This window comes from Ruegeria sp. O11, assembly GCF_056535285.1.
This window is the reverse complement of record NZ_JBQERS010000004.1, coordinates 152,202-176,916: the sequence shown is the minus strand read 5'-3', so window position 1 is coordinate 176,916 and position 24,715 is coordinate 152,202. Positions and strand designations below refer to the sequence as shown.

The following is a 24,715-nucleotide window of genomic DNA, read 5'->3' as shown; positions in this document are numbered from 1 at the left end:
TCAGCCTGCGCTGCATCCCTGTATGTCTACAGCGTGGTTTGCCCCAAGCACCGTGATCCTCACCTCAGACCGATCCAGCGCAAACGGCCCACCCGAGGCGCTGACGACCTCTGAACTTGTGATTAAGGTTTTGCCCTGACGATGTGTTTCGGGTTGCGAAGCCCAGAGCGTCGGGTTGCCCGGTTCGATTATGGCGAATTCGGACCCGCCTGCAGAGGGCATGGTGATATGCGCTTCGATCCGCATCCCGTCCGAAGTGGGCGTCAGGTGGCAGGTTGCGATCACCACGCCAGCCTCACGCTCGGAAAACGGGCGCTGGGCAAGGGCTGCTGCTATAGCCGGATTGCGACCGGCTTTTGCATCCAGTGTGTGGTCAAAATCCAGCTTACCCGGTACACAGACATCTTTGCAGACACCCAAATCCATCTCACCGCGCAAACGAACGGGTTTTGCAGGGTTCTCGGGCGTGATCTCAACGGGAAGTACCAGTTGATCCTCATACCCGACCGAGCGCAGTCCATTTTGATCGAACACATGCGGTGCAGGCCACGTGATCGCGATATCCGCGATGTTGCCAGAGCCTGTCCAATTGAACTGCGGCGGAATGCCCGCATCACCCGGCGCACGCCAATAGGTTTTCCAGCCTTCCTTCAGCGTCAGATGCAAAGCGCCTTGATAGGTGCCCTTGGCGGTCCGACCACCGTCCAGAACCTCAAGCTGCACCAGGTTACCAACCCCTTGAGCAATCGCAGGCAAGCCAAAGCAAAAAGTGGCCGTCAGACCGGCTGCGGCGGATTTCGAAAGCAGTTTCATGTGCAGAACATGCGCATTCTGAGCGTAAATGCCAAGTCACGATCCGGTCACTTAGGTGAAATGCCCAGAAATCCCAGCTGGTCCCTTGCCATTCCCCGGCATGCAGGTTCATTCTGGTGTCATCCGATGGCGCAAGAGAAGTTTGCTGATGGACCTTACGGGAAAACTGTTGATTGCTATGCCCGGCATGGGCGATCCACGATTCGAACATTCGGTCGTCTATATCTGCAGCCACGGCGAAGATGGCGCGATGGGTTTGATTGTCAACAAGCCTTCAGATCTGCGGATCAAGACCTTGCTGGAACAGCTCAACATCCCGTGCCGCATTCCGGTTGTTGGGGAGCGTCTGGTTCAATTCGGCGGTCCGGTCGAGATGTCGCGTGGCTTTGTGCTGCACAGCGCGGACTACGATGCGAATCTGCATTCGATGCAAATTGCGGAAGATTTCAGCATGACCGCAACGCTCGATGTGCTTGAAGATCTGGCATCAGGCAAGGGACCGCTGAATTCGATGCTGACTCTGGGCTATTCTGGTTGGGGGCCGGATCAGCTTGAGGATGAGATCGCCATGAATGGCTGGTTGACGACCGAAGCGTCCTCGAAACTTGTTTTCGATGTTCCGGATGACGAGAAATGGGAGGCCGCTTTGGCCACGCTGGGGGTTGATCCACTGACGCTCTCTGCCAGCGCAGGCCGCGCCTAATCGCGGGGGGCCGCCGCGCGGCGAAGGCGGTCGTTGATGGCTGCACCCAACCCATGATCTGGGATCGGTGAAACAGCAATCGGTCGGCCTGTTGCATTCAGCTTGTGTAGCGCCGCGAACAGGTTGGCGGCGGCTTCGGCAAGATCGCTGCTATCTGAAAGGTTCAGATCACAGGTGACATCTCCGAATCCCAGCAATACTTCGGCGCCTTGCGTGGCTTGTGCGTTCAGGCGAACGGGCGCATCCGGCGCGTAGTGGGATTGCAATTGCCCCGGCGCAGTCAGCAGATCACCCGGCTGGTGATGATGCAACTCCGTTTGCAAAACCTCTTCGATTCGTTCCAGCGCCACACCACCTGGCCGCAGCAGAGCAGGGGCTCCGGCCAGACCGACAATGGTGGATTCAAGCCCAACCCCGCAGGGCCCATCGTCCAGAATGGCAGCGATGCGCCCCTCCAGCCCGGTTCGGACATGGGCCGCTGTGGTTGGGCTGATCTGCCCAGACGGGTTAGCCGAGGGGGCGGCCACTGGGCCATCAAACGCCGCCAGCAAGGCGCGTGCGGTGGGATGGGCGGGCACCCGAACAGCCAAAGTATCCAGCCCCGCCGTGACGAGTGATGAAATCCCGTGATCATCCTGCAAGGGGAGAACCATTGTAAGTGGACCGGGCCAGAAGGCTTGTGCCAATTGCTTGGCCTGATCGGTCCATTCAACAAACCTTTTTGCTGTTTCGGTTGAGGCTACATGGGCGATCAGCGGGTTGAAGCTGGGCCGCCCCTTGGCCTCATAGATCGCAGCCACAGCCTCGCCATTCCGCGCATCGCCGCCCAGACCATAGACAGTCTCGGTCGGGAAGGCGACCAGCAGCCCTTGCCGCAACAGGTCGGCGGCCTTAGCGATGCCGTCGGCATCTGCTGATAAGTCTTGAGTGCCGAGAATGGTCATAGGTCGTGACGCCGCGTTTTGGTTGCTTGCAGTTCAGGTCACGGTAGGTAATCGTGCCAGCCCAGATGAATACCGGCGTGGGGCCGGGATTCCAACCCCACGCTGACAAACTGCCAGACTCAGAGGGAAACCATGCCCTATCGTGCCCCGATCTCAGACTATGAATTCCTGTTTCGCAACGTGATCGGTTTTGACCAGATCGCCGCGACCGAGAAATTCTCGGAGGCCAGCGATGACGTTGTCAGCGCCATTCTGACCGAGGCCGGGAGAATGTGCGAAGAGATCATGGCCCCGCTTCAACGTCCGGGCGATCTGGAACCCGCGCGGTTGGAGAACGGCGTATTGCGGACGTCTCCGGGTTATGCAGAGGGGTGGAAAGCGATTGCCGAAGGCGGATGGATCGGGATGAGCGGCGATCCCGAATATGGTGGTATGGGCCTGCCCATGACCATGACCACCGCCGTGAATGAGATGATGAGCGCGGCCTGCCTGTCGTTGCAACTAGCACCCCTGATGACTCAGGGCCAGATCGAGGCGCTGGAGCATCACGCGAGCGATGCGTTGAAGGCGCTCTATCTGCCCAAGATGATGGCGGGCGAATGGTCGGGCACCATGAACCTTACCGAACCACAGGCCGGATCGGATGTGGGCGCGCTGACTTCGAAGGCCGAGGATAATGGCGATGGCACATATTCGGTGACCGGCCAGAAGATCTATATCTCATGGGGCGACAACGACTTTGCCAAGAATGTTTGCCATCTGGTTCTGGCCCGTCTGCCGGACGGTGTGCCGGGGACGAAGGGGATTTCGCTGTTTCTGGTGCCGAAATACATCCCCGATGAAAATGGCAATCCTGGCGTTGCCAACGATTTGAAAGTCGTCTCGCTGGAACACAAGATGGGCCTGCACGGGTCCCCCACCTGCGTGATGCAGTATGACGGTGCCAGAGGCTGGCTGGTCGGCAAAGAACATGGCGGGATGGCCGCGATGTTCACCATGATGAACAACGCACGTCTGGGCGTTGGTGGTGAGGGCGTCGGTGTGGCCGAAGGGGCCTATCAGCACGCGCTTGCCTATGCGTTGGAACGCAAGCAAGGCAAGACGCCCTCGGGTACGATCATCGATCACGCGGATGTACGGCGGATGCTGATGTCAATGCGCGCGGATGTATTTGCCGCGCGAGCAATCATGCTGGCCAATGCAGCTGCGATCGACATGGCGCAGGCCACGGGTGAGGCCGATTGGGCTGCAAGGGCCGCTTTGCTGACGCCAATCTGCAAGGCCTTCGGGACGGAAACCGGGATGCGCGTGTCCGAGACCGGTGTTCAAGTCCATGGTGGCATGGGCTTCATCGAAGAAACCGGCGCTGCGCAATACTATCGCGATGTCCGCGTGACCGCGATCTATGAGGGCACCAATGGCATTCAAGCCATGGACCTTGTGGCGCGCAAGATGATGGATGGGGGTGAGGCGGCTTCGAACCTGCTGGATGAGATCGAGGATCAGGCCGAAAAAGCTCGCGCCACAATGCCCGAGCTTGCCGGCCCGGTGTGGGAGGCATCTGAGTCACTGCGTGAAGCCACCGAGTGGATCGTCGCGCAATCAGACATGAATAACCGCTTTGCCGGGGCGTCAGCCTATCTCAAGGCCTTTGCGCGGGTGCTGGGCGGGCATTACCACCTGTCGGCGGCTCTGGCCGATCCCGATGGATCGCGCGCAAAACTGGCGCGCTACTACATCAACGCGCTGCTGCCCGAGCATACAGGCTTGCTGGCACAGGCGCAGAACGGGGCTGATGACCTTTATGCGCTCAGCGCTGAGGAGTTGGCGGTTTGATGGATGGCGAGGGGCCTCAGGTGATGCGTTATCCGTGGGTTGAACCGCCTGCACCCGGCGAATGGGTCGAGGTTGCAGAAGGTGTTCTGTGGATCAGGCTGCCTTTGCCCATGGCGCTGGATCATGTGAATGTATATGCGCTGGATGATGGCGATGGCTGGACGATAGTCGACACCGGGCTTTCGTCGAAGAAAACACGTGCCATCTGGCAGACCCTGATGGAAGGGCCTCTGGCCGGAAAGCCAGTACACCGGGTTGTGGTCACCCATCATCACCCCGACCACGTCGGCAATGCAGGCTGGTTCCAGACCGAACACGGGGCCGAGCTTGTGACCAGCCGCACCGCTTGGTTGTTCGCCCGAATGCTGACGCTGGATGTGCAGGAGAACTGGCCGAAGGAAACGCTCGATTACTACCGCAGCGCCGGGATGGATGCGGATGTGCTGGCGGGCCGGATGGCTGAACGTCCCTTCAACTTTGCCGACACCGTCTACCCCATGCCGCTGGGCTTTACCCGTGTCAAACAAGGCGACGTGATCCGCATGGGCGGGCGCGACTGGGACGTTCACATGGGCAACGGTCATGCCCCTGAACATTGCACCTTCTGGAGTTGCGACGACCATCTGGTGCTGACTGGCGATCAGATCCTCAGCTCCATCAGTTCCAACCTTGGCGTCTATGCGACTGAACCAATGGCCGATCCCGTCGCCGATTGGCTTGAAGCCTGTGAACGCCTGCAACCTTTGGCCCGTCCCGACCATCTGGTTCTGGGCGGGCACAAACTGCCCTTCACGGGATTGCCCATTCGGATGCGTCAACTGATCGATAATCACCATGGCGCGCTCGAACGTTTGCAAAGCGATCTAGATCAGCCCAAGACCGCAGCCGAGTGCTTTGCCCCGCTGTTCAAACGTCAGATCAAAGGCGGCGAATACGGCCTCGCGCTGGTCGAGGCGGTTGCACATATGAACCATCTCTACCACATTGGAGCGGTCACCCGGACGCGCCGCGCGGACGGGGCGTGGGAATATCAGCGCAAAGGGTAAAGCAATGGACAAGATCGAAACATCGGCGGAAGCCGCCGAATCCGCAGCATTACCCCGTTGCTATGAGGTACACGCCGACCCCGATGCGGCATCGGGTAACAAAGATTTGCCAAAGCCGTTGCAAAAGCCGGTCGAAACCAAGAGCCCTGCTCAATGGGCCTATGAGCGGCTGATCATGTATATCCAGAATTTCGAAAAGACGTTGGATGGCGATCACGAGGTTGCCATGGGCTTTACCGGGGGCGACGCGGGTGTCATGCGGATCGAGGGCATGGGCTACTTTGATCCCGATATCATCACCTTTTATGGCTCGGACGGCGGCGGGGCCAAAACCCAGCTGGTTCAGCATGTCAGCCAGTTGAATGTGATGCTGCGCGCATTGCCCAAGACGGTCGAAGACAAACCGGCCAATCGCATCGGATTCCGGCTGGCGGCTGATCTGGAAGACAGCTAACGCGCACCCTTGCAATTCACGCTTTCGCAGCCTTGAATGAGTTCACCATTCAGGAGGGCGCCGCGTGACCAATTTCTCAGCCGTAACAACCGCCTATCGCGGCGCTTGGGCCCAGCGGCGTGTTTTTGTGCCTGTCTATGTTGCTGTGCGGTTGTTGCTGGTTGCATTGATCGCCCCCGGCGTTGCCATTGCCGTCAATCTGGCCGTTTCACTGTCGGATCAATCCGCATTGACAGACCAGGACATTGCTATGTTTTTGCTGTCGCCTGCAGGGTTCATCGCGGCGGTTGCGGTGCTCAGCCTGTTCCTGCTTGCTGAAGTCTTTGTTTTCTCTGTTATGGCAGGATCGCTGCGAATGGGTGAGAACGACCCGTGGCGTGCGGGCAGCGCTTCGATTCGCCTGATTTTGACGCGCGTACCTGCGCTTTTCGGATTTGCTGCGCGGTTCATTCTGCGTGTGCTGGTTCTGGCGCTGCCCTTCGTCGCTGTGGCAGGCGTGATCGCGTGGTGGACGCTGACGGAATACGACATCAACTATTACCTCACCTTCCATCCGCCCTCATTCTGGGTTGCAGTGGTGCTGATCGGCTTTGTGGTGCTCTGCCTAGCCTGGGTTCTGATCCGCAGGCTTTCTGCTTGGGCGCTGGCTCTGCATCTGGTGTTGTTTGAAGATTGCAAACCTGCCGAAGCCTTCGCGACTAGTACCGATCGGATGGAGGGCAAACGCGGCCGCCTTAAGATCGAACTGGCCCTTTGGCTTGCGATCCGTCTGGTCATTGCGGCGCTCATCGCGGGTGCCGCCGGGGTGCTGTTTGATCTCGTGCCGTTGCAAGAAAGCGCGAACCTGCGTTTTGCGCTGATTTTCAGCTTCATTGTCGCGGGCTTGTGGTCATTAGCAGGGCTTGTGCTCGCTGCAATTGCGCTGGGTGCACTGGCGGTATTGTTGGATGGGTTCTTCGAAACGCAAGCCAACGAGCTTCCCCACCCGGAGCCGGGCAACCTACGCGCACCGCTCTATGCGGTTGTGGGTGGCGCAACTATTGCTTTGCTGATCGGCCTATGGTCCGGGCAGGAATTGCTCGAGCGTATTCAAGCGCCCGACCATGCCGATGTCATCGGGCATCGGGGCGCGGCGGCGATACGGCCGGAAAACACCATGGCTGCGGTGTTGAAGGCGATCGAAGATGGCGCCGACTGGGTCGAGATCGATGTTCAGGAAACAGCAGACGGTGTGGTTATCATCGCGCATGACAGTGATTTCATGAAATTGGCCGGTGTGCCGCTCAAGGTCTGGGATGCGACGATGGAGGATGTGGCCGAGATCGATATCGGCAGTTGGTTCGGCCCGGAATACGCCTCGGAACGGACGCCGACGCTGTATGATGTGCTTGAGGCTGCCAAAGGTAAGTCCAAAGTCATTATCGAGCTGAAATACTACGGCCATGACGTCGATCTGGAAAACCGCGTCGCTGCGATTGTCGAAGAACTTGAGATGCAGGACGATATCGCCACCATGTCCCTGAAGTATCCTGCGGTGCAGAAAATGAAAGCGCTGCGCCCGGATTGGCGCGCAGGAGTATTGGCCGCCACCGCGATTGGCAATTTGTCGGGGCTTGAGGGCGATTTTGTAGCTGTGAACGCAGCAACGGTTTCGCCGGGTCTGATCCGATCGGTCCACGATGCGGGCAAGGATATCTATGTCTGGACGGTGAACGACCCATTGCAAATGTCGGCCATGGCCTCGATGGGGGTCGACGGGCTGATTACCGACCGTCCCGCGATGGCCCGCGAAGTGTTGCGCGTCCGCGCTGAAATGGGGCCGGGGGAGCGGTTGATGTTGTGGCTGGCAACGGCCTTTGGCCTTTCGATCGAAACCTCTGAGATGCGCGATGCAAACCCATAGACTCGCCGCCCTTTTGGCCTGCTGCGTACTTCCCGCCAATGCGCAGGACTTGATGCGCAGCGTTGAAATGCCCGCGCACAGGGCGTTAGTCGAGTCGATGGAAGGCGCTGAGTTGACCCCGTTTGAAACCGATGGCTGCTCGGGTGGATTATCATCAAGTTGGCGACTAGTCGCTGAGACCTTCCCCAAGTTCAGCTTGCTGTACGAAGAGCATCCTCCGTGGGAGTATTGCTGCGTCACACATGATCGCGCCTATCACAACGCGGGTGGTGCATCACAGGCCGAAGTCAGTTTTGATGCGCGTCTTGCTGCTGATGAAGGACTGCGCCTTTGCGTCGAAGCCCACGGTGATACCCATGCCGCGGACTATGCTGAGCGCTATGATATGACGCCGGATCAGATTCGCTCGGTCCATTCGATTACGTCCGAGGCAATGTTCCTTGCAGTACGCTTTGGTGGTGGTCCGTGCAGCGGTCTGCCCTGGCGCTGGGGATTTGGTTATCCCGGCTGCACGATCTTTGGTCCAACTGCGCGCGAATGACGTCGTGACAGGCCCCGATTTTTGCATTATTCAGCATTCCAAACACGCGAATTGGGATTCTTTGAAACATGGCTGAACATAAGCACGGCGAGATGGACATCACCGTTCAAACCAAAACCTTCGACGGGTTCATCAAATTCACCACCTGGTTTGTGGTGGCATGTATCTTCCTTTGTATTTTCCTGGCGGTATTTGCGGCCTGATCATTTTCTGCGGCGTACCACCCATGTTCAGGATTTTGATAGCCTGTCTGCTTGCGGTGACAGTTGCTGGGTGCGCTGGTTCACAGCGCCCGCAGGCAGAGTCCTTTGAAATCGTATCCCGGTCTTATCGTGATCCGGGGCCATCGACACTGACGCTCTATACAATGATCAGCACGCGCACCGGGTCGGGGGCGCATACGTCGCTGATGATCAGTGGTAGCGAGAGGGTGATTTTTGATCCTGCGGGATCCTTCCGTGCCGACGTAGTACCGATTAAGAATGATGTGCTTTACGGCATTACGCCAAATGTCGAGCGTGCCTATCGCAGCAGTCACGCGCGCGAGACGCATTATGCCCGTATCCAAACTATCCAAGTGACGCCACAACAGGCGGAAATTGCGCTTCAACTGGCCAAACAGATGGGCCCAGTTGCCGGGGCATTCTGCGCGAATTCAACGGCACAGCTTTTGCAGCAGGTTCCAGGGTTCGAGCAGATAAGCACCACATTCTACCCGGTGAAACTGTCCGACCAGTTTGGCCAGATACCGGGTGTTGTCACGACGGAGTATCGCGAAAATGACTCGGCCGATCTGCAGCAGGGTCTAGCCGAAAATAACGCGCGCCTGAACCAGATTGAAGCAGCCTCAAGCAACTAGGTAGAGCAAACCATAAAGCGTGGCGGCGCCCGTAAAAATCGCGGCCAGAACGTTCTTCGTGACGTACCCAACTGTTAACGCAACAGCAGCAGCTGACATGCGCGGCAAATCAGGCTGGCCGTCAGTGGCGGATGGCCAGACCACAAGTGGCGCAATCAGGGCAGGAATAATCGCCACTGCCGTATAGCGCAGGTGGCGCAGCAGCCAGGGCGGCATCGGGCGATCCCCAACCAGACCGATAAATGTGAATCTTAGAAGGTAGCTGCCAATCGCAAGGCCGATGATTATGATCCAGATGGTGGTGCTATCGATCTGCGTCATGACTTATTCCGTTCCAGCATCAGTTCGACCTGTGCACCGGCGGCCATTCCTGCGGCACCTGCGATTAGAAGGCCTAGATTGAAGGGCACAGCAACCGTCAGCAAGGCCACCACGATCGCAACCAATGCCGCAACCACATGGGCCAACGTGCGCATCATTGGTCCGATCATGGCCAGAAAGGTGATTGGCAAAGCGAAATCCAAGGCCCAACTATCTGGTATCTGCGTTCCCAGAACCGCGCCCAGATACGTTCCCAAGACCCAAAGCGGCGTAATCGGTGTGACCGAGCCAAAGAAATAGATCATGCGCTGTGGCACGGTCATATCGGGTTCTTTTTCAAATCGGATCATCGAGCAGGCATAGGATTGATCGACGATCAGATAGGCCGCGCAGGCGCGCTGCCACAGTGGCGCTGCGCCCAGATAGGGCGTTAGCGAGGCCGAATACATTGCAACCCTCAAATTCACCGCCAGTGCAGAAATCAGGACGATCACGGTGGGTGTATTGTCCTGCAGCAATTGCAATGCGGTGAATTGCGCAGCACCCGCAAACACGGTGGCGGAAAAGGCCATGGTCTGAATGATGTTCAACCCCGCCTCGGTAGCAAAGACCCCGAACAGCAGGCCGAACGGCATGGCGACGAAGACGAATGGTGCCCCGTCGCGAAAACCTTTCCAGAAGTATGACTTGGGTGTGGCAGAGGCCATGGCTAAATCCTATGGTGTTGCGAGCAGCAGTAGCCGTCTTGGGAAGGGGTTGCAATTGGCCAAGGAATTCGACCTGTCAGACTACCTTATTGCCCCTGATCCGGGTGCGGCGCGACTGACCCGCGCGGTGGAAGGCGTAGATCAGAATGGAGAGGTCAGCCAGATCTCGGTAGTCGAGGAGCGCCCGTTGACGATCTTTCTGAATTCGCAGGAAATCGTGACCGCGATGACCATCGGAGACTACCCCGAATATCTCGCACTGGGGTTTCTGCGTAATCAGGGCATGCTGCTGGCCGATGATCAGATCACGCGGGTCGACTACGACGATGATCTGGAAACCGTTGTCGTGCGCACAGCGCGTGAGACTTCGTATGAGGACAAACTAAAGAAGAAGACGCGGACAAGTGGCTGCGCAGTGGGTACCGTTTTTGGCGACATGATGGAGGGGTTGGAGGACGTGCTTTTGCCGCAGGTCTCGGTGCGCACCTCGTGGCTCTATGATCTGGCATCCAAGATCAATCGCACGCCGTCGCTGTATCTTGAGGCCGGGGCGATCCATGGCACCGTGCTGTGCCGTGAGAGCCGCCCGCTAGTCTATATGGAGGATGTGGGCCGTCACAACGCCGTCGACAAGATCGCGGGCTGGATGTTGTCCGAGGGAGAGGGCGCCGCAGACAAGATCCTCTATACAACCGGTCGCCTGACCTCGGAGATGGTGATCAAAACGGCAATGATGGGGATCCCGGTACTCGCTTCGCGGTCGGGCTTCACCGCCTGGGGCGTTGAAATCGCGCGAGAGGTCGGCCTGACGCTGATCGGTCGCATGCGCGGGCAGCGGTTTGTATGTTTGTCTGGCGAAGACCGTTTGGTACGTGACGTTGATCCCGCATCCGTGGCTGCCGAGGACACGAAGCATCGCAGGAAAAGTGCCAATGGCTGAACGGACACCAAAACTATTGGGCGTTATTTTGGCAGGTGGCCTGGCGACCCGCATGGGGGGAGGCGACAAGGGGTTGTTGCAGATCGGTGGGGTTAGCTTGCTGGATCGTGTGATCAATAGGTTCTCGCCTCAGGTCGAGGCTCTGGCTCTGAATGCCAACGGGGATGCATTGCGATTCAATGAACTGGGATTGCCTGTGATTGCGGATTCGATCGATGGCTTTGCGGGACCACTTGCCGGTGTTCTCGCTGGACTTGATTGGGCTGCAGAACAGGGTGCCCAGTCCATTGTGACAGTCGCCGCTGATACACCGTTCTTTCCGCGAGATCTGGTGGCGCAACTGGTGCGGGCTTCCGAAGGGCAAAAGCACCCTCTTGTTCTGGCAACCACTCCGCGAATTGGCGAAGAGGCCTTGAAATCGGGCGGGTCCAGGCGAGTGAACAGGCACCCGACATTTGGTCTCTGGCCTGTTGCGTTGCGCGATGATCTGCGGGCGGCACTTGAGGGTGGTTTGCGCAAGGTTGTCCTTTGGACTGACCAGCATGACGGGCGAGAAGCGCTGTTTTCGGCCCAGCCGTTTGATCCCTTCTTCAACGTCAACACACCCGATGATCTGGCCCGCGCTGAAACTCTGTTGGAGCTGGCATGAGACTCTACGGCGTCATCGGTTGGAAAAACGCGGGCAAAACCGGGCTGGTGGAGCGACTGGTGGTCGAAATCACTGGACGTGGTTTCACCGTCTCTACCGTTAAACATGCCCACCACAGTGTCGATGTCGACCAGCCGGGAACAGACAGCCACCGGCATCGCGTGGCTGGGGCGTCCGAAGTGCTTTTGGCATCGGGTCAGCGTGTTGCTCTGATGCAGGAATTGCGCGGAGCACCAGAGCCAAAACTGGATATCTTGTTGGCACGCTTGTCTCCGGTTGATCTGGTGCTGATTGAAGGGTTCAAGCGTGAACACCACCCCAAAGTGGAGGCATTTCGTACAGCGCCTGGAAACCCGCTGATCGCGACGGAAGATGACTCGATCCGTGCGGTTGCCAGTGATACGCCATTGAAGCTGGATCGCCCTGTTTTTGATTTGAACGATACGGCGGCAATTGCTGATTTCATTCTTGGGGAGGTCGGACTTTGAGCAAGCCAGACATATCGCCTCCACCCCTGCGCAATGATTGCTTTGCCTTGCCCGCCGGGGTGAACTGGACGCCGGTCGACGACGCACTGGCATTGCTCCGGGACAGATTGACCGTGGTAACAGGGGTCGAAAGCGCGCCGCTGATGCAGGCCGCCGGTCGCATTCTGGCAGAAGATGTGCAGGCCAAACGTTCAAACCCACCACAGCCCAACACCGCTGTTGATGGATACGGATTTGCCGGACCAGTGGCGGATGGCCCTTGTGTCTTGCCTTTGGTTGAAGGTCGCGCAGCGGCCGGTGTTCCGTTTGGCGGTAAGGTTCCCTCGGGCCATGCCGTACGCGTGTTGACCGGGGCGGCGCTTCCGGAGGGTGTTGATACGGTTATTCTGGAAGAGGATGTGACCCTCGATCAGGGTCACATTGCGTTCCGAGGTCCATTGAAAAAAGGTGCAAACGCACGAAAGGCTGGCGAAGACTTGGTCGAAGGTGCGCTGGCCTTACCTGCCGGGCGACGGCTGACACCCGCTGATTTGGCGCTTTTGTCGGCAATTGGGTTGGCCGAAGTGTCCGTATACAAAGTGCTGCGCGTCGGGGTGCTGTCGACCGGGGACGAATTGGTCGAACCGGGTCACATTGCCGGACCAGGGCAAATTTACGATGCCAACCGTCCGATGCTGTTATCGCTGGTCGAACGAATGGGGTTTGAACCGGTTGATCTTGGCCATGCCGAGGATGACCGAGAGGCTTTGGAGCATCGTCTGAATCATGCCGCTCGGCAGGTGGATGCGATCCTGACCAGCGGTGGGGCCTCTGCCGGGGATGAAGATCATGTCTCAGCCCTGTTGCAAGAGGCTGGGGCGATGCAGGAATGGCGCATCGCACTGAAACCCGGACGGCCTTTGGCGTTGGGCATGTGGGATCAAACGCCGGTGTTCGGCCTGCCCGGCAATCCGGTGGCCGCAATGGTCTGCACGTTGGTATTCGCCCGCCCCGCGCTGAGCTTGATGGCCGGAGCAGGTTGGCGGGAACCGCAAGGGTTCGACGTGCCTGCCGCATTTGAAAAGCGCAAGAAACCGGGTCGCCGCGAATATCTGCGCGCCCGCATCCGTGAAGGACGGGCCGAGGTGTTTCATTCAGAAGGGTCCGGCCGGATAAGCGGGCTGAGCTGGGCCGAAGGGCTGGTTGAAATCGAGGACGGTGCCCGCGATATCCAGCCGGGTGATCCAGTACGATTTATCCCCTACGGAAGCTTTGGGCTCTAATTAGTCGAACGTCCCTGCAACCCGTCCCAGCAGCATAAAAGCGCGCGCTGTGCGCGTCTCACCCAATGCGTTCAGTTCGGCGTCGCTGGCTTCGGGTTCGAACTCAACGATCATGTGATCGAAGCGCCGCAGGAAATGGTGTGCCGCATCGCGAAAGATCGGATCCTGTTTCATCCGCGCCGCTGTCAGCGCCAGCGAAGACCGATCCCGGATACCGCCCAACGCAGCCACCGAACGCCCGCGGGCGCCTTGCGCAAACTGCCGCCAGATCTCGGGCCGGGCCATATCGGGGCGCAGGTCATCCATATAGATGCCTTCCTGACTAAGCAGGGTCAGAACATCCTGTGAGGCCTGAACAAGTTGCGATGCCTTGCGATCCTTCAACGCAAGACGCAGCGCGTCGAAACCCGCCTCATCGCTCTGCGTTTCGGGGAAGTTCAGGGCGCGGATGAAGATGTTGGTTGGCAACGGGGCCGCAATCTCTTCCGCAGGCGTGCCAAGTTCCAAGGTGGTTTGATTTGCAGGTTCGGATGCAGGCTTGCTGGCGCGTGCAGGTTCACTGCGATTGGTTGAGAATGTGGCTAATGCGCTCTCGGTCTTTTTGGCACTTTCGGCGATTTCATCCAGTTTCTTGCCGACCATCGGTTCATAGGTGCTGGTCGCGCGCTGTTGTTGCACCACATAGCTGTTGCGGATTGCGTCGATAGCGGTTTGCAGACGCGCACTTTCTTCGCGCATAACGCGACTGGCGCGCATCGCCAACGCTGCAACCCAGATCATCGCTACCGGCATAAACACCGCCAGAAATGTGACGATAAATCCGCCTTCCTGTGCCCCGGGTAGCACCAGAAATACTACTGACACCACCAGCCAGATCAGGCTGAGCACAACAGCCGCGATCTCGATCTCGGTAATCGAGGGATGCGCGGGCCGATCGTAGATTCCCAGCGAGGTCGGTTTCTCGGGTTCTTGCTCGGGCTCAGACCCTGACATGATAAATGCTCCGGTCAGGCGTATTCGATACTCAGAACTTCGTAGGAGCGTACACCGCCGGGGGTGCGAACCTCGACACTGTCGCCTTCTTCTTTGCCGATCAGGGCGCGGGCGATCGGGGATTTGATGTTCAGGAGGCCATTTTCAATATTGGCTTCATACTCACCGACGATCTGCCAGGTCTTTTCTTCGTCGGTATCTTCATCAACCAATGTCACCTTGGCGCCAAACTTGATCGCACCCGACAGCTTGGCGGGATCGATGACGTCGGCAAGCGACAGGATGCCCTCAAGCTCTTTGATGCGGCCCTCGATAAAGCCCTGCTTTTCACGAGCGGAATGGTATTCCGCGTTCTCTTTAAGGTCACCGAGTTCGCGGGCTGAGGCAATCGCCTCGATGATCGCCGGGCGCTCGACGGACTTCAGGTTTTTCAGCTCTGCCTCGAGCGCGGCATTGCCCGAAGGCGTCATGGGGATCTTTTCCATAGTCTTGTCGTCCACGCATAAATGTTACGCCCCGCCGCACAAAAGCGTCGGGGCGAAGGATGGGTTGGCAATTACCTGACCCAAATGGAGCGTGAATTGCAAGAGGGGAGGCGCGGGTTGTCAGTAAACTCGCAACTTAGCGCCGCCGTTTAGGAGGTTGATTGCGCCGGTGGCGCTGCCCCAACAGCTCCCCGCGTCGCCAACGGCTGGCATCGTGCCCAAGCCACAACATCTCAATCATACTGAACCACCTCGAATTCGATGCCGTTGTCGTCGCGGAAATAGAAGCGCCGCCCGGGCTCATAATCAGCGTGATTGTGAGGTTTGAACCCTGCTTTGCGAACCTTTTCTTCGGTGGCTTCGATATCTTCGACCAGCACGCCCACATGGTTCAATCCACCCACGATATCATAGCTGCTTTCACTTAATGGCTTAGGATCATCGGGGGCGTAGAGTGCCAGATAGGTGTGAGCGCTGCCCACATGCACTGTGTAGCCACCGGCAATGGCCGGGCCTTCCCAGCGTGTTTTCCAGTCAAAGACTTTCTGCATCCACGCCGCAGATGCCTTTGGGTCGCGGACCGTGAAGTTGGTATGTTCCAGAGTCGCCATCATAGGATCTCCTTCCTGATTTAAGGCTTGTCCCGACTCACCGTAATTTCTAAACCTAACTTTAGGTCAAGGGACTTTTTTGGAGAATGTTATGGCTGTTTCCGAAGGATTGGCGATTGGTGCTTTGGCTCGACGGACGGGGTTAGCTGTGTCGGCGATCCGGTACTATGAAGCGCAGGGTTTGATATCTCCGTGGCGAAACGCGGGTGGGCAGCGACGGTATCAGCGTGCCGATATTCGACGGCTAAGTTTTGTGATGATCGCACAGCAGTTCGGCCTGACCCTGCCAGAAATACGGGAAGTGCTTTTGGAACTGCCCGGTAATCGAACACCGACGCCGCAGGACTGGAAAAACATCAGCGAAGGGTTGCGCACCCGGCTGGATCAGCGAATCGATACGCTGATGCGGTTGCGCGACAATCTGGACGGCTGTATCGGCTGCGGCTGTCTCAGCTTGCCTAAATGTAAGCTTTACAACCCCGATGACAGGGCAAAATCCCATGGTAGCGGTCCCAGATACCTGATGGGCGATGCGCCAGAGGCTTGATGTGTCGAATAGCGTCATTGTTACGCCGTGTTTCGATTGACCAAAGTCTTTCCGACCATGTAATCAGCCGTGAAACAATATTGCGCCGACCAAGCGGTGAAAGCGCCAATTCGGAAAGTTAGCTAAGGAGCCCGCGATGGCCGAGATTGAACGCGAAGCGATGGAATACGACGTGGTGATCGTGGGTGCAGGCCCCGCGGGCCTGTCGGCGGCCATCCGTCTGAAACAGCTGGATGCCGACCTGAATGTCGTGGTTCTGGAGAAGGGCTCGGAAGTGGGCGCGCATATCCTGTCGGGTGCGGTTCTGGATCCGTGTGGCCTGGATGCTCTTATCCCCGATTGGAAGGAAAAGGGTGCCCCGCTGAACGTGCCGGTTGAGGAAGACAATTTCTACATGCTGGGCGAAGCCGGTCAGATTCGCATCCCCAACTTCCCCATGCCGCCGCTGATGAACAACCATGGCAACTACATCGTTTCGATGGGCAATGTCTGCCGCTGGATGGCAGAGCAAGCTGAAGAGTTGGGTGTTGAAATATTCCCCGGCATGGCCTGTTCCGAGCTGGTCTACGGCGAAAACGGCGAAGTCAAAGGCGTCGTGGCTGGTGTCTTTGGTCTGGAAGCTGACGGCTCCTACGGTCCGAGCACCGAACCGGGCATGGAGCTGCACGGCAAATACGTCTTCCTGTCGGAAGGCGTGCGCGGTTCACTGTCCAAGGAAGTCATTGCCAAATACGACCTGTCTGCCGGTAAAGAGCCGCAGAAATACGGCGTTGGCATGAAAGAGATCTGGGAGATTGACCCAGCCAAGCACAAGGAAGGCTCGGTTACACACACGATGGGCTGGCCGCTGGGCAGCAACGCGGGCGGTGGGTCGTTCATCTACCACCTGGAAAACAATCAGGTCTATGTCGGTTTCGTGGTTCACCTGAACTACAAGAACCCGCACCTGTATCCCTACATGGAATTCCAGCGCTTCAAGCATCACCCGATGGTCGCCGAGCTGCTGAAAGGCGGCAAGCGCGTGGCTTATGGCGCACGTGCGATCACCGAGGGCGGTTATCAGTCGATGCCGAAGCTGGTCGCGCCGGGCGTGGCGCTGCTGGGTTGCTCGGCAGGCATGGTCAATGTGCCGCGCATCAAGGGCAACCACAACGCCATGCTGTCGGGCAAAGCAGCGGCTGAGGCCGCTTATGACGCCATCAAGGCCGAGCGTTCGGGCGATGAGTTGACCGCCTATGAGGCTGACGTTCGTGAAGGCGCAATTGGCGCCGACCTGAAGAAGGTGCGGAATGTCAAGCCGCTGTGGTCGAAATATGGCCTGACTGCCAGCCTGGTGCTGGGTGGCATGGACATGTGGACCAACACGCTGGGCTTTTCGCTGCTGGGCACGCTGGGCCACGGTAAGAACGACGCGGAATCGACGGAAGATGCCAGCAAGCATCAACCGATCGATTATCCGAAACCAGACGGTACACTTTCCTTTGATCGCCTGACGAATGTATCGTTTGCGGCCACCAATCACGAGGAAAGCCAGCCTTGCCATCTGAAACTGGCCGACCCGGAAATACCGGTGAAGGTCAACCTGCCTAAATTTGATGAACCGGCGCAACGTTATTGCCCCGCAGGCGTCTATGAAATGGTCGAGGATGAAAACGGTCCGCGATTCGTCATCAATTTCCAGAACTGTGTTCACTGTAAGACCTGCGACATCAAGGATCCCAGCCAGAACATCACTTGGACAACGCCGCAAGGCGGCGACGGACCGAACTACCCCAATATGTAGGCAAGAACATGGGCGTTGGCAGGGTCGTGAAGGCTCTGCCATTGCCCTTCGCCCACCAAAGCCCTAGCTTATCCTTCAGTCAACGACAGTAAGGCAGGCAATCGGTGGTTTCCCTGGTAAGACGTACGGCATTGGCCGTCATTCTCATCTCAGCAATAACGCTCCCGGCGGCAGCCGATACCGGGTCGGGGTCGTATCTGGCGGGGCGGCAGGCGATTTATCAAAGCGACTATCCAGCCGCCGAGCGCTATTATTCGCAGGCGCTTCAAGCAGATCCTAAAAACGCAAAACTGTTAGAAAACGTTGTTGTAGCGCGGTTGGCTCTGGGTGAAATCGAGCGTGCCTTGCCGGTTGCGAATGCCATCGAAGAACAAGATTTACCCAGCCAGGCTGCCCGGATGGTGATCTCGGCGAATTTGCTTGCAAGCGGAGAGCTGGATGAATTTCTGGCCCGTGACCCTGAGACACAGGGGGTTGGTCCTTTGGTCGATGGTCTGTTGATCGCCTGGACACACATGGCGCAGGGTGCCATGTCCAAGGCGATGGAAGAATTTGATGCGGTTTCCACGCAGGAAGGGCTTAAAGAATTTGCGCTCTACCATAAGGCTATGGCCTTGGCATCGGTCGGGGATTTCGAAGGGTCCGAAGCGATTTTTGAGGCCGATAATGGTGCTGTTGCCCGCTTCTCGCGCCGCGCGGCGTTGTCGCGAACCGAAGTTTTGTCGCAACTCGACCGCAACGAAGATGCGCTTCAATTCCTTGATGATGTGTTCGCTGCAGGAAGTGACCCGACCATTGAAGGGTATGTAAGTCGCCTGGCTAACGGCGAAACGTTGCCGTTTACACATGTGCGATCTGCACAGGACGGCATGGCCGAAGTGTTCTATTCAGTGGGTGCGGCACTGAGCGCCGAGGCCGCGCCCGACTATGTACTCCTCTATATTAGGGCCGCGACGTTCCTGCGCTCGGACCACATCGACGCCATCCTGTTGAGCGCAGAGCTGCTGGACGGGCTGGAGCAATATGATCTCGCCGTCGATGTCTATCGGCAGGTGCCGCCGACAAGCAGCGACTATCACGCTGCCGAGTTGGGGCGCGCCGAAGTGCTCAGCCGTTCCGATCGCAAAGATGCGGCCGCTGAAGTGTTGCAAAACCTCGCAGCGCAGAGCCCCGATTTGCCGGGTGTACATGTGGCTTTGGCAGACCTTCGGCGTCAGCAGGAAGATTATGCGGCGGCGGTTACGTCATATGACAAGGCCATTGCTTTGACTGAGGAAGGTGCAGGCAGCAACTGGTTCCTGCACTATGCACGCGGGATATCCCATGAACGTCTCAGGAACTGGGAGATGGCCGAGGCCGATTTCCGACGCGCGCTTGAGTTAAACCCGGATCAACCGCAGGTGCTGAATTACTTGGGGTATTCGTTGGTTGAACGAAAAGAGAAGCTGGATGAAGCGCTGGAGATGATAGAACGCGCGGTCGCTGCGCGGCCGGACAGCGGCTATATTGTCGACAGTCTTGGGTGGGTGTTGTTCCGCCTGGGCCGGTATGACGAGGCGGTTGATCACATGGAGCGAGCCGTTGAGCTGATGCCTGTCGATCCGGTGGTGAATGATCATCTGGGCGATGTTTATTGGGCTGTAGGTCGTGCTCGCGAGGCGGAGTTTCAGTGGAAACGTGCCCTGTCCTTCATCGACCCCGAAGACACCGATGGAGAGGCCGATCCTGAGCGTATTCGTCGTAAGATTGAGGTAGGGCTGGATACTGTCTTGCGCGAAGAGGGCGCTGAGCCATTGAAAGTCGCCAATGAAGGCTGAGGCATTCGCCCCCGCCAAAATCAACCTGACCCTACATGTAACCGGCCAGCGAGACGATGGCTATCATATGCTGGATTCATTGGTTGCCTTCGCAGATGTCGGGGATCGACTTAGCTTTTCTTCGGGACCCAAGCTGGCGTTGTCGGTAGAAGGCGAGTTCTCGAACGGTGTGCCAATCGACCATAGCAATCTGGTCTGGCAGGCTGCCGAGGCGGCTGGCTGGACCGGCAGCATTCTTCTAGACAAGCAACTGCCCCATGGCGGCGGTATCGGAGGCGGGTCTTCGGACGCAGCCGCGGTCCTGCGCACGGCGACGACTCAGGGGTCCATAAACGCCAATGATATTGCCTTGTCGCTGGGGGCAGATGTCCCGGCATGCCTATACGCTGCTGCGGCGCGAATGCGAGGTATAGGTGAGCAGATCGAACCGATTAATTTGCCGCCATTGCCAGCTCTTCTTGTTAATCCGGGGATCGCAGTTCCAACCGGACCTGTGTTTTCTGCGCTTCAAAGTCGAGAGAACGCGCCGATGCCAGCGAGAATTCCTACGTTCAAAACGCCAGAAGATTGCGCGGCGTGGCTACGGAATCAGCGCAATGACCTTGAAGCGCCCGCGATGACGGTAGCGCCGGGAATTGCAGCTGTCCTTGATGCACTGAGCGATACGCGCGGCGTGTTACTGACCCGCATGTCAGGTTCAGGCTCTACCTGTATCGCGCTCTATCCAACCCTGAAAGCGGCCCAGTTCGCCGCCTACGAGATCGGAGCCGCGCAACCCAACTGGTGGTGCCGCGCGACAATGCTTAGTTGAGGCGCGAAACAACATAGTCCGCCAGATCGCCTAGCAATGTGCGGATTTCGTGATCAGGAACGTCTTCCAATGACGCCTTTGCCTTGGCTGCCCAGCCGAACGCATCTGCGCGGGTAGCTTCCAGCGTGCGGTATTTGGCCATCAGCGATAGGGCGTAGTCCAGATCGCCTTCTTCCTGACGTCCGCGCCCTATCGTGCGTTCCCAGAAAGCATGTTCATCCGCTGTGGCTTGCGCCACAGCTTTGATGACGGGCAGTGTTAGCTTTCGCTCGCGGAAGTCATCACCGACATTCTTGCCGGTGACCGCGCTATCACCTTGATAATCCAAAAGATCATCAGCGATTTGGAAGGCAACCCCAAGCGCATCACCATAATCATAAAGCGCTTTGACTTGAGCATCGTTTGCGCCGGCAATGACACCACCAACTTCGGTTGCAGCCGAGAAAAGCGCAGCAGTCTTCCCGCGTACAACTTGCAGATAGACACCCTCATCCGTGCCCAGATCGGTGGCTGCTGTCATCTGCAGCACTTCACCTTCCGCGATCGTGGCCGACGCGTTAGCCAGAATATCCAGAACCCGTAGCGAGCCCGTTTCAACCATCAGCTGGAAACTGCGGGAAAACAGATAGTCGCCAACCAGAACGCTGGATTTATTGTCCCATAGCAAGTTTGCGGTGGGCCGCCCACGCCGCTGTCCGCTTTCGTCCACGACGTCGTCGTGCAAAAGGGTCGCGGTGTGGATGAATTCGACAGTCGCGGCCAGCTTAACGTGATGGTCGCCGGAATAGCCAAATAACTGTGCAGCAGCCAGCGTCAGCATTGGGCGCAGGCGTTTGCCACCTGCCTCAACCAGATGTGCAGTCACTTCGGGGATGCGTGGGGCATGTTCCGACGCCATTCGGGTCCGAATCAGCGTATTCACCGCTGCCATTTCACCCGCCAACATCTCAGACAGACGCTCATGCGGTTTCGAGATCGTGCTGACGCTCATCACACTCCTGATACAAGGCTCGACATCCCAGTCACCTTGCCCTTACATCCATCCCCATGAAAGAACTATTGCGCAGCACCGATCCGACAATCCTGGCTTTTGCAACGGCTCTCCTTGAGGGCGAGGATATAGACTGCTTTCAGATGGACGTAAATATGAGCATCCTCGAAGGGGGCATAGGAATTTTCCCTCGTCGCTTGATGGTGCGCGCCGATGACCTGACCCGCGCCGAGCGCGTTATGCGTGATAACGAGATACCGCTGGGGCGATGAGCTTGTTTTCCGACAATGAGCTGACGCTGAATGAATTTCTGGGTGGTCGTGTGCGATTATGGCAACCAAAGACTGGGTATCGCGCGGGCGTTGATCCTGTCTTGCTGGCCGCTTCGGTTACTGCCCTCAAGGGTCAGTCGGTGTTAGAGCTCGGATGTGGCGCGGGAGCCGCTATTTTGTGTTTGTTGGCGCGTGTTCCACAATTGCAGGCGACAGGGATCGAACTGCAACCCGCTTATGCGGAACTGGCGCGTCGAAATGCCACTCAGAACGCTATGGACCTGTCGGTGGTCGAGGCTGATTTGAGCGCGCTACCCAAAGACCTGAAACAAGCACAGTTTGATCATGTCATCGCTAATCCGCCTTATTACAGGCCGGATGCACATAGCCCATCGGCCGATCCGGGACGGCAGATTGCTTTAGGTGAAAACACCCCACTAACTGCGTGGATAGATGTCGCGGCCCGGCGGTTAGCACCACGAGGATACTTGCACATGATCCAGAAAGCGGATCGCTTGCCAGACATACTGGCTGCATGCATTGGCCGTTTGGGGTCGGCCGAAGTGTTGCCTCTTTCTGCACGCGTGGGCCGCCCGGCCGAGTTGGTGATTCTACGAGCTCGTAAGGGAGGTCGCGCCAGCTTTCGGTTACAATCTCCGCTGATAATGCATCAGGGGGATCGGCACCTCAAAGATGGTGAAAGCTATACTCCAGAGGTTTCGGCGGTGCTGCGCGATGGCGCCGCATTGGCCGGATTCGCTTCAGATCGGCAATGACCAGCCGAATTTGTCGGATTTATTACAGATTCTGTGCGTCTGCAGCGTGACAGTCTGGAAATGATGTGATCAACTTCTTACGTCATACTTACCAAACCAGAGAAGGAGGACCGCCATGAGCGTGAGCGCGCATCTGACGGAGTTGAAGAAAAAACACGAAATTCTCGGTCTTGAAGTAGAAGAAGCTCAACGCTCACCTGGTATTGACGATCTCCATATTGCACAGCTCAAGAAGCAGAAACTGAAGCTGAAAGAAGAGATCGAGCGCCTGTCGGCCTAAGCCTTCAGGCTGGCGCGGGCAGCGATTGCAGCGCCACCGGTGACAAGCAAGGCCGCGATCGCCAATCCCCACGACGGGGCGGCGATCCCGGCCAGAACCAATACAAGCGTCGATAGCAAAGGTGCCGCGTATGAGGCGGTGCCGAGGATTTGAATGTCCCCGCGTTTAACTCCGATATCCCAAACATAGAACGCCAGCCCGACCGGGCCCAAACCCAAGGCGAGGGTTGAGGCCCAGCCTATTGCGCCCTTCGGCCAGACTGTTTCTTCAATTGCAAAATGCAGCGTCCAAGAGGCTATTGCTGTGATGATGCAGAACACCGCAACCGAACTTGTTGGTACATCGCCCAACCTTCGCGACAGAACCGAATAGCTTGACCAAGTCAGCGCACACAAAAGGGCCAACCCATAACCGGGCAGATGTTGCGCCTGAAACCCTGCACTGCTGCCACCAGTAATGATCACTGCAGCCCCGGCAAAGCCAAGGCTAGCGCCGATCAGGTGGCCAGGTTTCAGGTGTTCGCCGGGGAGCAAGCCGGACAGCAAAACAATGAGCAAAGGCCAGAGATAAGCAATCAGCCCTGCCTCAGCGGCGGGTGCCATGCGCAGGGCTGAGAAATACAGAGCGTGATATCCGAAAAGCCCAATTGCACCGAACAGATACGTGGTCCATGCGATCTGCCCCAACTGCCTCAGGCCTCCATTTGCTATAGTCCAGATCAGGCCCAAAGTTCCACCGATCGTAAAACAAATTGCGTTCAGCAACAGAGGTGGTGTGGGGGCTGAGCCCACGGTAAACAAGGCCAGCAGAGACCACAGCAAGACGGCGACAAAGCCGATTGCGGTCGCACGGGAACGAGTCATGGGCGTCCAAGTTCCTTTTCTGGGATGATCTCAAAGTCGTCCCACATATGCGCGGTTTTTTCGATCTCTGCAAAGAACCATTCTCGGAAAGCTGCTATTTGTGGGCGGTCTTTGGCTTCGGGCAGGCAAATGAATCGGAACCGCGCTTCGGTCTGCACCGCCACTTTGAACGGGGCGACAAGTCGGCCTTCGCTCACATCCTTGATGATCAAAGGCCGCCGCCCCAGTGCAACCCCCAACCCGGCGCAGGCTGCATCAATCGCGTGATCAGGTTGAGAAAAATGGGTGCCCGTTGCAGGTGAATATGACATACCAACGGCGCGGAACCAGGACGGCCAATCGCAACCAGGGGCGACCTTGAAGAGGGAATCATCAAATATCAGCGGTGCGTCACGCAGCGATTCCGGTGTCTGGAACCTCTCATGCAATTCAGGTGTCATAATAGGCGTCACCCAATCTGGTCTGGCGGCGTAGGAAGCTAGGTCAGCGTCGTCAGATATTCCAAATCGGATCGCCGCATCCACATCATCCCGCCGCAAATCGACAACCTTTAGTGATGCGGATAGCCGCAGTTCGATGTCCGGATGTAATCGTGCAAACTCGAACAAGCGGGGGGCCAACCACTTCGCGGTCAAGGCTGGTCCGGCAGTGAGAGTCAGCGTCCCGCTGCTTTGCAACCTTCGTGTTGCAGCCCATGCTGTCTGTAGAGTCGTAAATCCCTCTGCCGCGCCGGGTGCTAATGTGCGACCGGCCTCGGTTAGTTCAACGGCGCGGTTCAGGCGGCGAAACAGCGGTTGCCCGAGGTGCTCCTCAAGCGATTTGATCTGAAAGGACAGTGCAGCGGGGGTGACGTGTAGCTCTTCCGCGGCCTTGGCAAAAGACATGTGCCGCGCGGCGGCATCAAAGGCACGCAATGCGGTCAATGGTGGCAGGCGGTCGCTCATCCAGTTAAAATTTCCTTAACTGAATATACGAAAAAGCTCGTTTGTAGGCCAGATAAATATGCCTCATCATCGGAGC

The 24,715-nt window shown here is 57.7% G+C and carries 29 protein-coding genes; 19 read left to right on the top strand and 10 right to left on the bottom strand.

Annotated features, from left to right (window positions below):
- Complete coding sequence (locus tag ACRZ91_RS10920; RefSeq protein WP_480905188.1) at positions 1-813, bottom strand: protein-disulfide reductase DsbD domain-containing protein; 813 nt, start codon at positions 811-813, stop codon at positions 1-3.
- Positions 814-961: 148 nt separating this feature from the next.
- Between ACRZ91_RS10920 and ACRZ91_RS10915 the strand changes: the two genes are divergently transcribed.
- Complete coding sequence (locus tag ACRZ91_RS10915) at positions 962-1,516, top strand: YqgE/AlgH family protein (protein ID WP_170474645.1); 555 nt, start codon at positions 962-964, stop codon at positions 1,514-1,516.
- Here the strand turns inward: ACRZ91_RS10915 and ACRZ91_RS10910 are convergent.
- Entirely contained in the window at positions 1,513-2,460 is a 948-nt protein-coding gene (locus ACRZ91_RS10910; protein WP_480905184.1) for an L-threonylcarbamoyladenylate synthase, read from the bottom strand. The genes ACRZ91_RS10915 and ACRZ91_RS10910 overlap by 4 nt on opposite strands.
- Positions 2,461-2,592: 132 nt before the next feature.
- On the opposite strand from ACRZ91_RS10910, the gene ACRZ91_RS10905 reads away from it, so the two are divergent.
- The 7 genes from ACRZ91_RS10905 (at position 2,593) to ACRZ91_RS10875 (ending at position 9,099) form a co-directional block, all read left to right on the top strand.
- On the top strand, positions 2,593-4,296 hold the full coding sequence (locus ACRZ91_RS10905; protein ID WP_480905181.1) for an acyl-CoA dehydrogenase family protein: 1,704 nt from the start codon (positions 2,593-2,595) through the stop codon (positions 4,294-4,296).
- Positions 4,296-5,342 (top strand): MBL fold metallo-hydrolase, encoded by a 1,047-nt coding sequence (locus ACRZ91_RS10900; RefSeq protein ID WP_480905178.1) that lies wholly within the window; start codon positions 4,296-4,298, stop codon positions 5,340-5,342. The genes ACRZ91_RS10905 and ACRZ91_RS10900 overlap by 1 nt, the downstream gene beginning before the upstream one ends.
- Before the next feature lie 4 nt (positions 5,343-5,346).
- Positions 5,347-5,796, top strand: a complete 450-nt coding sequence (locus ACRZ91_RS10895) for a DUF6173 family protein (RefSeq protein WP_480905175.1) — start codon at positions 5,347-5,349, stop codon at positions 5,794-5,796.
- Between the two features lie 64 nt (positions 5,797-5,860).
- Positions 5,861-7,699 (top strand): glycerophosphodiester phosphodiesterase, encoded by a 1,839-nt coding sequence (locus ACRZ91_RS10890; protein WP_480905172.1) that lies wholly within the window; start codon positions 5,861-5,863, stop codon positions 7,697-7,699.
- Positions 7,686-8,240, top strand: coding sequence for a hypothetical protein (locus ACRZ91_RS10885; protein ID WP_170544715.1), 555 nt, complete (start codon positions 7,686-7,688; stop codon positions 8,238-8,240). Before ACRZ91_RS10890 ends, ACRZ91_RS10885 begins: the two co-directional genes overlap by 14 nt.
- 68 nt (positions 8,241-8,308) lie before the next feature.
- Positions 8,309-8,443, top strand: coding sequence for an aa3-type cytochrome c oxidase subunit IV (locus ACRZ91_RS10880; RefSeq protein ID WP_010443630.1), 135 nt, complete (start codon positions 8,309-8,311; stop codon positions 8,441-8,443).
- 23 nt (positions 8,444-8,466) lie between these two features.
- Positions 8,467-9,099 carry a hypothetical protein gene (locus ACRZ91_RS10875; protein WP_010443631.1) on the top strand — a complete coding sequence of 211 codons (633 nt, stop codon included), beginning with the start codon at positions 8,467-8,469 and terminating at the stop codon, positions 9,097-9,099.
- Here ACRZ91_RS10875 and ACRZ91_RS10870 read toward each other — a convergent pair.
- Both ACRZ91_RS10870 and ACRZ91_RS10865 read right to left on the bottom strand, forming a co-directional pair.
- A complete protein-coding gene (locus ACRZ91_RS10870; protein ID WP_010443632.1) occupies positions 9,088-9,420 on the bottom strand; it encodes an AzlD domain-containing protein in 333 nt (110 codons plus the stop codon). The genes ACRZ91_RS10875 and ACRZ91_RS10870 overlap by 12 nt on opposite strands.
- Positions 9,417-10,127, bottom strand: a complete 711-nt coding sequence (locus ACRZ91_RS10865) for an AzlC family ABC transporter permease (RefSeq protein WP_260023996.1) — start codon at positions 10,125-10,127, stop codon at positions 9,417-9,419. The genes ACRZ91_RS10870 and ACRZ91_RS10865 overlap by 4 nt, the downstream gene beginning before the upstream one ends.
- Between ACRZ91_RS10865 and ACRZ91_RS10860 the strand changes: the two genes are divergently transcribed.
- From ACRZ91_RS10860 to ACRZ91_RS10845, 4 genes are read left to right on the top strand one after another with little or no spacing between them, the layout of a single operon-like run.
- Positions 10,126-11,067, top strand: coding sequence for a formate dehydrogenase accessory sulfurtransferase FdhD (locus ACRZ91_RS10860; RefSeq protein ID WP_480716632.1), 942 nt, complete (start codon positions 10,126-10,128; stop codon positions 11,065-11,067). The genes ACRZ91_RS10865 and ACRZ91_RS10860 overlap by 2 nt on opposite strands.
- Positions 11,060-11,716: a molybdenum cofactor guanylyltransferase MobA gene (gene mobA / locus ACRZ91_RS10855; protein ID WP_480905166.1), complete on the top strand. Its 657-nt coding sequence runs from the start codon at positions 11,060-11,062 to the stop codon at positions 11,714-11,716. The genes ACRZ91_RS10860 and mobA overlap by 8 nt, the downstream gene beginning before the upstream one ends.
- Positions 11,713-12,204, top strand: a complete 492-nt coding sequence (gene mobB / locus ACRZ91_RS10850) for a molybdopterin-guanine dinucleotide biosynthesis protein B (protein WP_170772003.1) — start codon at positions 11,713-11,715, stop codon at positions 12,202-12,204. The genes mobA and mobB overlap by 4 nt, the downstream gene beginning before the upstream one ends.
- Positions 12,201-13,466 carry a molybdopterin-binding protein gene (locus tag ACRZ91_RS10845; RefSeq protein ID WP_480905162.1) on the top strand — a complete coding sequence of 422 codons (1,266 nt, stop codon included), beginning with the start codon at positions 12,201-12,203 and terminating at the stop codon, positions 13,464-13,466. The genes mobB and ACRZ91_RS10845 overlap by 4 nt, the downstream gene beginning before the upstream one ends.
- On the opposite strand, the gene ACRZ91_RS10840 is transcribed toward ACRZ91_RS10845, so the two are convergent.
- The 3 genes from ACRZ91_RS10840 to ACRZ91_RS10830 form a co-directional block, all read right to left on the bottom strand.
- Positions 13,467-14,459: a hypothetical protein gene (locus ACRZ91_RS10840; RefSeq protein WP_480905159.1), complete on the bottom strand. Its 993-nt coding sequence runs from the start codon at positions 14,457-14,459 to the stop codon at positions 13,467-13,469.
- A gap of 14 nt (positions 14,460-14,473) precedes the next feature.
- Positions 14,474-14,944, bottom strand: a complete 471-nt coding sequence (gene greA, locus ACRZ91_RS10835; protein ID WP_039540543.1) for a transcription elongation factor GreA — start codon at positions 14,942-14,944, stop codon at positions 14,474-14,476.
- Between the two features lie 233 nt (positions 14,945-15,177).
- Positions 15,178-15,558 (bottom strand): VOC family protein, encoded by a 381-nt coding sequence (locus ACRZ91_RS10830; RefSeq protein ID WP_170474136.1) that lies wholly within the window; start codon positions 15,556-15,558, stop codon positions 15,178-15,180.
- 88 nt (positions 15,559-15,646) lie between these two features.
- Here ACRZ91_RS10830 and soxR point away from each other — a divergent pair, with 88 nt between their 5' ends.
- From soxR to ACRZ91_RS10810, 4 genes are all read left to right on the top strand, one after another.
- On the top strand, positions 15,647-16,102 hold the full coding sequence (soxR, locus tag ACRZ91_RS10825; RefSeq protein WP_010443641.1) for a redox-sensitive transcriptional activator SoxR: 456 nt from the start codon (positions 15,647-15,649) through the stop codon (positions 16,100-16,102).
- A gap of 136 nt (positions 16,103-16,238) precedes the next feature.
- Complete coding sequence (locus ACRZ91_RS10820) at positions 16,239-17,885, top strand: electron transfer flavoprotein-ubiquinone oxidoreductase (RefSeq protein WP_480905154.1); 1,647 nt, start codon at positions 16,239-16,241, stop codon at positions 17,883-17,885.
- A gap of 104 nt (positions 17,886-17,989) precedes the next feature.
- Positions 17,990-19,702: a tetratricopeptide repeat protein gene (locus ACRZ91_RS10815; protein WP_480905151.1), complete on the top strand. Its 1,713-nt coding sequence runs from the start codon at positions 17,990-17,992 to the stop codon at positions 19,700-19,702.
- Positions 19,692-20,513 (top strand): 4-(cytidine 5'-diphospho)-2-C-methyl-D-erythritol kinase, encoded by an 822-nt coding sequence (locus ACRZ91_RS10810; RefSeq protein WP_480905149.1) that lies wholly within the window; start codon positions 19,692-19,694, stop codon positions 20,511-20,513. The genes ACRZ91_RS10815 and ACRZ91_RS10810 overlap by 11 nt, the downstream gene beginning before the upstream one ends.
- On the opposite strand, the gene ACRZ91_RS10805 is transcribed toward ACRZ91_RS10810, so the two are convergent.
- A complete protein-coding gene (locus tag ACRZ91_RS10805) occupies positions 20,506-21,504 on the bottom strand; it encodes a polyprenyl synthetase family protein (RefSeq protein WP_480905146.1) in 999 nt (332 codons plus the stop codon). The genes ACRZ91_RS10810 and ACRZ91_RS10805 overlap by 8 nt on opposite strands.
- Before the next feature lie 56 nt (positions 21,505-21,560).
- Here ACRZ91_RS10805 and ACRZ91_RS10800 point away from each other — a divergent pair, with 56 nt between their 5' ends.
- The 3 genes from ACRZ91_RS10800 (at position 21,561) to ACRZ91_RS10790 (ending at position 22,832) form a co-directional block, all read left to right on the top strand.
- Positions 21,561-21,776, top strand: coding sequence for a putative signal transducing protein (locus ACRZ91_RS10800; RefSeq protein ID WP_008755664.1), 216 nt, complete (start codon positions 21,561-21,563; stop codon positions 21,774-21,776).
- Positions 21,773-22,552 carry a tRNA1(Val) (adenine(37)-N6)-methyltransferase gene (locus ACRZ91_RS10795; protein WP_480905143.1) on the top strand — a complete coding sequence of 260 codons (780 nt, stop codon included), beginning with the start codon at positions 21,773-21,775 and terminating at the stop codon, positions 22,550-22,552. The genes ACRZ91_RS10800 and ACRZ91_RS10795 overlap by 4 nt, the downstream gene beginning before the upstream one ends.
- Positions 22,553-22,667: 115 nt before the next feature.
- Positions 22,668-22,832, top strand: coding sequence for a YdcH family protein (locus ACRZ91_RS10790; protein ID WP_010443648.1), 165 nt, complete (start codon positions 22,668-22,670; stop codon positions 22,830-22,832).
- Here ACRZ91_RS10790 and yddG read toward each other — a convergent pair.
- Positions 22,829-23,695 carry an aromatic amino acid exporter YddG gene (yddG, locus tag ACRZ91_RS10785; protein WP_480905141.1) on the bottom strand — a complete coding sequence of 289 codons (867 nt, stop codon included), beginning with the start codon at positions 23,693-23,695 and terminating at the stop codon, positions 22,829-22,831. The two genes, ACRZ91_RS10790 and yddG, sit on opposite strands and share 4 nt — an antisense overlap.
- Positions 23,692-24,639, bottom strand: coding sequence for a transcriptional regulator GcvA (locus ACRZ91_RS10780; RefSeq protein ID WP_170474163.1), 948 nt, complete (start codon positions 24,637-24,639; stop codon positions 23,692-23,694). Before ACRZ91_RS10780 ends, yddG begins: the two co-directional genes overlap by 4 nt.
- Positions 24,640-24,715: the final 76 nt, after the last annotated feature.